This window comes from Pseudoxanthobacter sp., assembly GCF_036822375.1.
Taxonomy (GTDB): Bacteria; Pseudomonadota; Alphaproteobacteria; order Rhizobiales; family Segnochrobactraceae; genus Pseudoxanthobacter.
Window position 1 is genome coordinate 1 of sequence record NZ_DAISHT010000196.1, and the last position, 6138, is coordinate 6138.

Here is a 6138-nt window from a genome sequence, read left to right on the forward strand (position 1 = left end):
TCGGCCCCGTTGCGCCACAGCGCATGGGGGAAGCGGCCGGCGATGCGCTCCAGATCGGCAAACACGCGATAACGCCGTTCCGCCTTGAGCGCCGAAACCGCATTCTCAAAACAAGCCTGATAGTCCATCCGTCGCGTTCCTTCGCGCCGGTCGTGCACCGGCCACCGGGTTCCTGCGCGTCGCGGGGCATCGTCCCCGCAAGCCATGGGCGCCGCGGCCGCCGTTGCCGGCCGTGGCTGCTGCTTGCCGTGCCCCGGAACATTCGCGCCGCCGGCGGGCAGGGCCGGACGTGTTCCCTTCGGCTCGGGCAGGGCCTGATTTCCCCGGCTCGGGTCGGCGTGCGGCAGTCGCGGGCAGGCGAAAGGCGCACGAGGGTCTTCAAAGGGCCGTCCCCCGGCTTCCCGGCCGCTGCCGGAAGGGAACGGAACAATTCCAGTATAGAGCTTTCGCTGCGTGTTGTCGAAAGCACCGATTGCCGCGCCCGCCGCCTCAGAAGGCCTTGAAGGTGGGGATGGTGCGGGTGTCGGCGATGCCGGGCACGCAGTGGATGCGCTGGTTGACGAAATGGCCGATGTCGGTGCCCTCGTCGACATAGACCTTCACCAGCAGGTCGAAATCGCCGGCGATCGAGTAAATCTCGGAGGCGACTTCGGTATCGGCGATTGCCGCGGCCACCTCGTAAGAGCGGCCGAGGGCGCATTTGACGAGAACGAAGAACGGCTTCATGGGGCCTCCCGGTCTGCGGCCGCCGGGCAGGGCAACCGCCCGCGGCCGGAGAACACCCTGCGACAGGCGCGTTGCCGGCAGGAATCATGCGTCATCTGAACCGGCTGCCGGGCGGGAATCACCGGCCCCGGCAGCCGGCGGTGAGGAAACCGGAATGTGGCCCGCGGTTCAACCCCGGTATGTGCCGGGGCTGCTGCGGGCCGGCCGGCCGCGCTCAGAACGTGGGCGGGGTGCAGGCGCTGACCACCTCGCACACCTCCGGCCCCACGCAGCGGAAGCGGTGCGGCCGCCGGCTTTCGAAATAATAGGCATCGCCCGGCCCGAGGATGCGCCGGTCGTCGTCCACCGTCACTTCCAGCCGGCCGCGGATGACGATGCCGCCTTCCTCGCCGTCGTGGGTCAGCGGCACGCGCCCGGTGTCGGCGCCGGGCTCGTAGCGCTCCTTCAGGATCTGCAGCTGGCGGCCGATCAGGCTGTCGCCGATCTGGCGGTAGGAGATGGCGCCCTTGCCGATTTCCACCAGTTCCTCGGCACTGTAGAAGGCGCGGCGCGGCTCGGCCGGCTCCAGCGAGAAGAACTCCGCCAGCCCGACCGGCACGCCGTCGAGAATGCGCTTCAGGGCCCCGACGGACGGGTTCATCTGGTTGGATTCGATCAGCGAAATCGTGGAGTTGGTCACGCCCGCCCGCTTCGCCAGCTCGCGCTGCGACAGCTTGTGAAGCTGGCGCACATAACGCAGCCGCTCGCCCACATCCACGCTCATCGTCCAGCCCTCCGGCGCCGCCGGCGGCGGCCTTTCGCATTGGCAGCACGCCGTGCCGCGCGCCCCGCACCGCGACGGTGTTCAGGGCGTTGCGGATCGCGCAAATCCACATCGGGCGATGTAACAAATTCAGAGGCTTATGCGCCAGCAGAAAAGGACTTGTTGAGCGGTCCTGATCGTGTGCCCAATGCGGCCATGCCGGGCGCGGCGGAAGCGCCCCGCCTGAACCTTCCGGGAAAACCAGCCGATGAATGCGCCCACGCTTCGCAACAGCCCGAATCTCGAGCCCTTCTTCATGCCCTTCACCGCCAACCGCCAGTTCAAGGCGGATCCGCGCCTGATCAAGGCGGCGGAAGGCATGTATTACACCACCATCGACGACCGGAAGGTGATCGACGGCTCGGCCGGCCTGTGGTGCGTCAATGCCGGCCATGGCCGGAAGAAGATCGCCGAAGCGGTGGCGAAGCAGCTGGCCGAACTCGACTATGCGCCGAGCTTCCAGATGGGCCACCCGCTGGCTTTCGAGTTTGCCGAGCGCCTCGTCGAACTCTCGCCCGAGGGCCTCGACCATGTGTTCTACACCAACTCCGGTTCCGAATCGGTCGACACCGCGCTGAAGATCGCGCTCGCCTATCACCGCGCCCGCGGCGAGGGCACCCGCACCCGCCTCATCGGCCGTGAGCGCGGCTACCACGGCGTCGGCTTCGGCGGCATCACGGTGGGCGGCATCGTCGGCAACCGCCGCGTGTTCCCGCAGCTTCCCGGTGCCGATCACCTGCGCCATACCCACGATCTGGCCCGCAACGCCTTCACCCGGGGCCAGCCGGAGCACGGCGCCGAACTCGCCGACGATCTGGAGCGCCTCGTCGCCCTGCACGGCGCGGAAACCATCGCCGCCGTCATCGTGGAGCCGATGGCCGGCTCGACGGGCGTGCTGATTTCGCCCAAGGGCTATCTGGAGCGCCTGCGCGCCATCTGCGACAAGCACGGCATCCTGCTGATCTTCGACGAGGTCATCACCGGTTTCGGCCGCCTTGGCACGCCGTTCGCCTCGCAGTATTTCGGCGTGAAGCCGGATATCTTCACCACCGCGAAGGGCATCACCAACGGCGTCATTCCGATGGGGGCGGTGTTCTGCGACCGCGGCATCTATGACGGCATCATGAAGGGCCCGGAGAACCTCATCGAGTTCGCCCACGGCTATACCTATTCCGGCCACCCGGTTGCCTGCGCCGCCGGCCTTGCCACCCTCGACATCTATGCCGAGGAAGGCCTGCTCACCCGCGGTGCCGAACTCGCCCCTTACTGGGAAGACGCGCTGCACGCGCTGAAGGGGCTGCCGAACGTCATCGACATCCGCAACATCGGCCTCGTCGGCGCGGTGGAACTGGCGCCGCGCGCCGGTGCGCCGGGCACGCGCGCCTATGACGTGATGGTGGACTGCTTCCGCCGCGATGCCGTGGTGCGCGTGACCGGCGACATCATCGCCATGTCGCCGCCGCTCATCGCCGAGAAGAGCCACATCGACGCGCTGGTCGGCAGCCTTGCCGATGCGCTGAAGCGGGTTGCCTGATCCCGGCGGCTGCTGTCGTCCGTTCCGCCGCTGTCGCCGCCCGCAGGCCGGAAGGTCTGCGGGCGGTTTTGTCTCTGTGGCTGGCGCAACGGCGATGATGGACAGCGCAGGCCAAGACTGCTAGCCAACGGGGGTTACGGCCCGGCCCCGTCCGTCGCGGGCGGCCGGGCAGTCGGAAGAGGGAACGATGCGTATTCTTGTGACCGGCGGAGCCGGGTTCATCGGGTCGGCGGTTTGCCGTTATCTCGTGCGCGAGACCGGGCACGAGGTCTTCAACATCGACAAGCTGACCTACGCCGGCAATCCCGCCTCGCTGAAGGCCATCGACAACGATCCCCGCTATCACTTCTACAAGGCCGACATCTGCGATGCCGCCGCCATCGGCGCCATCTTCGACGAGGTGCAGCCCGATGCGGTGATGCATCTGGCGGCCGAAAGCCACGTCGACCGCTCCATCGTCGGCTCGCGCGCGTTCATCGAGACCAACGTGCTCGGCAGCCATGTGATGCTGGAAGCCGCCCGCCGCCGCTGGAACGGGCTTGAGGGCGAGGCGAAGGCCGCCTTCCGCTTCCTCCACATCTCCACCGACGAGGTCTACGGCTCGCTCGGTCCGGACGGGCTGTTCACGGAAGACACGCCCTACGATCCGTCGTCGCCCTATTCGGCCTCCAAGGCCGCCTCCGACCATCTGGCGATCGCCTGGCACCGCACCTACGGCCTGCCGGTGGTGGTCTCCAACTGTTCCAACAACTACGGGCCCTATCACTTCCCGGAGAAGCTGATCCCGCTCGTCATTCTCAACGCCCTCGACGGCAAGCCGCTGCCGGTCTACGGCGACGGATCCAACATCCGCGACTGGCTGTTCGTGGAAGACCACGCCCGTGCGCTGCTGACCATCCTCACCACCGGCCGCCCGGGCCGCACCTACAATGTCGGCGGCCGCAACGAGCGCACCAACCTGCAGGTGGTGCAGACCATCTGCGACACGCTGGACAAGCTGCGTCCGGCCGCGCGCCCGCGGCGCGAACTCATCACGTTCGTCACCGACCGTCCGGGCCACGACCACCGCTATGCCATCGACGCGACCCGGCTTGAGAACGAACTCGGCTGGCGGGCGCAGGAGAACTTCGACACCGGTCTTGAGAAGACGGTGCGCTGGTATCTGGAAAACGAGTGGTGGTGGCGTCCGCTGCGCGACGGCGTCTACAGCGGCGAGCGTCTCGGCCTCGGGGCCGAGGAGGAGAAGCGATGACGGCCGCGCCGGCGCCGCTGCGCCTTGCGGTGACCGGCCGGGACGGGCAGGTGGTGCGCTCGCTGCTGGAGGCCGGCCCGGCGGCCGGCGTCGAGGTGATCGCCATCGGCCGCCCGGTTCTCGATCTGGAACGCCCGGAGACGATTGCGCCGGCCCTTGCCGCCGCCCGGCCCGATGTCGTGGTCAATGCGGCGGCCTATACCGCCGTCGATCAGGCCGAGGCTGAGCCGGACCGGGCCCATCTGATCAACGCCACGGCGGCCGGCGCGGTTGCCGCCGCCGCCCGCGCGCTCGGCTGCCCGGTCATCCAGATTTCCACCGACTACGTGTTCGACGGCACCAAGGCCGCGCCTTATGGCGAGGACGATCCGGTCGGGCCGGCGGGCGTCTACGGCGCCTCCAAGCTGGCCGGCGAGCGGGCCGTTGCGGCGGCCAGCCCGGATCATGCCATCCTGCGCACGGCGTGGGTCTTTGCGCCGTTCGGCAAGAATTTCGTGCGCACCATGCTGCATCTCGGCGAAACGCGCGACGAGGTGCGGGTGGTGGCCGACCAGCAGGGCTGCCCCACCTATGCCCCGGATATCGCCGCGGCCATCATCGCGGTGGCACGCAACCTGAAGGCCCGGCCGGACGACGCCGCCCTGCGCGGCGTGTTCCACATGACCGGCAGCGGCGAGACGACGTGGGCGGGCTTTGCGGAGGCGATCTTCGCCGGCGCGGCGGCGCTGGGGCGGCGGCCGGTGCGGGTCGTACCGATTCCCGCCCGTGAATATCCCACCCCGGCGCGGCGGCCGGCAAACTCGCGGCTGGATTGCGGGCGGCTCGCCCGCGTGCACGGCGTGCGGCTTCCGGCCTGGCCGGATGCGCTGCAGCGCTGTCTCGCGCGGCTCTGCGCCCCGGTCTGACGCGGAAATCCGCCCGAGGGCGGACAAAAAAGAAGAGCGAGGACCCGATGAAGGGCATCATTCTGGCCGGCGGCTCGGGCACGCGCCTGCACCCGCTGACGCTTGTCACCTCCAAGCAGCTCATGCCGGTCTATGACAAGCCGATGATCTATTATCCGCTCTGCGTGCTGATGCGGGCGGGGATCAGCGAGATCCTGATCATCTCCACGCCGCACGACATGCCGCAGTTCCAGCGCCTGCTGGGCGATGGCAGCCAGTGGGGCATGAGCTTCAGCTATGCCGTGCAGCCGAGCCCGGACGGGCTGGCGCAGGCCTATGTCATCGGAGCGGATTTCGTGGCCGGTGGCCCGTCGGCGCTCATCCTCGGCGACAACATCTTCTACGGCCACGGCCTGCCGGAGCTGCTGCAGCCGGCGGCCCACCGCAAGGAAGGGGCGACGGTGTTCGCCTATTATGTCAACGATCCGGAGCGTTACGGCATCGTTGAGTTCGACGCGACCGGCAAGGCGCTGTCGATCGAGGAAAAGCCGGCAAAGCCGCGCTCGAACTGGGCGGTGACCGGGCTCTATTTCTACGACAAGGACGTGGTCGATATCGCCGCCAACCTCAAGCCTTCGGCGCGCGGCGAACTGGAAATCACCGACGTCAACAAGGCCTATCTCGACCGCGGCAAGCTGCATGTGGAGAAGATGGGCCGTGGCTATGCCTGGCTGGATACCGGCACCCACGACAGCCTGATCGACGCGGCGCTGTTCGTGCGCACGCTGGAGCGCCGTCAGGGTCTGCGCATCGCCAGCCCGGAAGAGATCGCCTTCACCACCGGCCTCATCGATGCCGAACAGCTGCACCGCCTCGGCCAGAAACTCGGCAAGAGCGACTACGGCAAATATCTGATGCGGATCGCCGAAGAAGGCTGACC

Annotated in this window: 6 protein-coding genes; 4 read left to right on the forward strand and 2 right to left on the reverse strand. The window is 68.1% G+C overall.

Annotated features, from left to right (window positions below):
- Positions 1–489: 489 nt before the first annotated feature.
- Both V7067_RS14425 and V7067_RS14430 read right to left on the reverse strand, forming a co-directional pair.
- Entirely contained in the window at positions 490–726 is a 237-nt protein-coding gene (locus V7067_RS14425) for an Lrp/AsnC ligand binding domain-containing protein (protein ID WP_334176602.1), read from the reverse strand.
- A 214-nt stretch (positions 727–940) separates the two neighbouring features.
- The gene (locus tag V7067_RS14430) at positions 941–1489 is read right to left on the reverse strand and encodes a cupin domain-containing protein (protein ID WP_334176603.1); all 549 of its coding nucleotides are present in this window, start codon (positions 1487–1489) and stop codon (positions 941–943) included.
- A gap of 247 nt (positions 1490–1736) precedes the next feature.
- Between V7067_RS14430 and V7067_RS14435 the strand changes: the two genes are divergently transcribed.
- The 4 genes from V7067_RS14435 to rfbA all read left to right on the forward strand — a co-directional run bounded on the left by V7067_RS14435 (position 1737) and on the right by rfbA (position 6136).
- Positions 1737–3062 (forward strand): aspartate aminotransferase family protein, encoded by a 1326-nt coding sequence (locus V7067_RS14435; RefSeq protein ID WP_334176604.1) that lies wholly within the window; start codon positions 1737–1739, stop codon positions 3060–3062.
- A gap of 187 nt (positions 3063–3249) precedes the next feature.
- The gene (rfbB, locus tag V7067_RS14440) at positions 3250–4314 is read left to right on the forward strand and encodes a dTDP-glucose 4,6-dehydratase (RefSeq protein WP_334176605.1); all 1065 of its coding nucleotides are present in this window, start codon (positions 3250–3252) and stop codon (positions 4312–4314) included.
- A 17-nt stretch (positions 4315–4331) separates the two neighbouring features.
- The gene (gene rfbD, locus V7067_RS14445; RefSeq protein WP_334176607.1) at positions 4332–5219 is read left to right on the forward strand and encodes a dTDP-4-dehydrorhamnose reductase; all 888 of its coding nucleotides are present in this window, start codon (positions 4332–4334) and stop codon (positions 5217–5219) included.
- Positions 5220–5266: 47 nt separating this feature from the next.
- The gene (rfbA, locus tag V7067_RS14450; protein ID WP_334176606.1) at positions 5267–6136 is read left to right on the forward strand and encodes a glucose-1-phosphate thymidylyltransferase RfbA; all 870 of its coding nucleotides are present in this window, start codon (positions 5267–5269) and stop codon (positions 6134–6136) included.
- Positions 6137–6138 lie beyond the last annotated feature (2 nt).

What these genes read in the sequence shown, in the direction of transcription:
- rfbA (WP_334176606.1), top strand. Translation starts at nt 5,267, where the DNA reads ATGAAGGGCATCATTCTGGCCGGCGGCTCGGGCACGCGCCTGCACCCG.
- rfbB (WP_334176605.1), top strand. Translation starts at nt 3,250, where the DNA reads ATGCGTATTCTTGTGACCGGCGGAGCCGGGTTCATCGGGTCGGCGGTT.
- V7067_RS14430 (WP_334176603.1), bottom strand. Translation starts at nt 1,489, where the DNA reads ATGAGCGTGGATGTGGGCGAGCGGCTGCGTTATGTGCGCCAGCTTCAC.
- V7067_RS14435 (WP_334176604.1), top strand. Translation starts at nt 1,737, where the DNA reads ATGAATGCGCCCACGCTTCGCAACAGCCCGAATCTCGAGCCCTTCTTC.
- V7067_RS14425 (WP_334176602.1), bottom strand. Translation starts at nt 726, where the DNA reads ATGAAGCCGTTCTTCGTTCTCGTCAAATGCGCCCTCGGCCGCTCTTAC.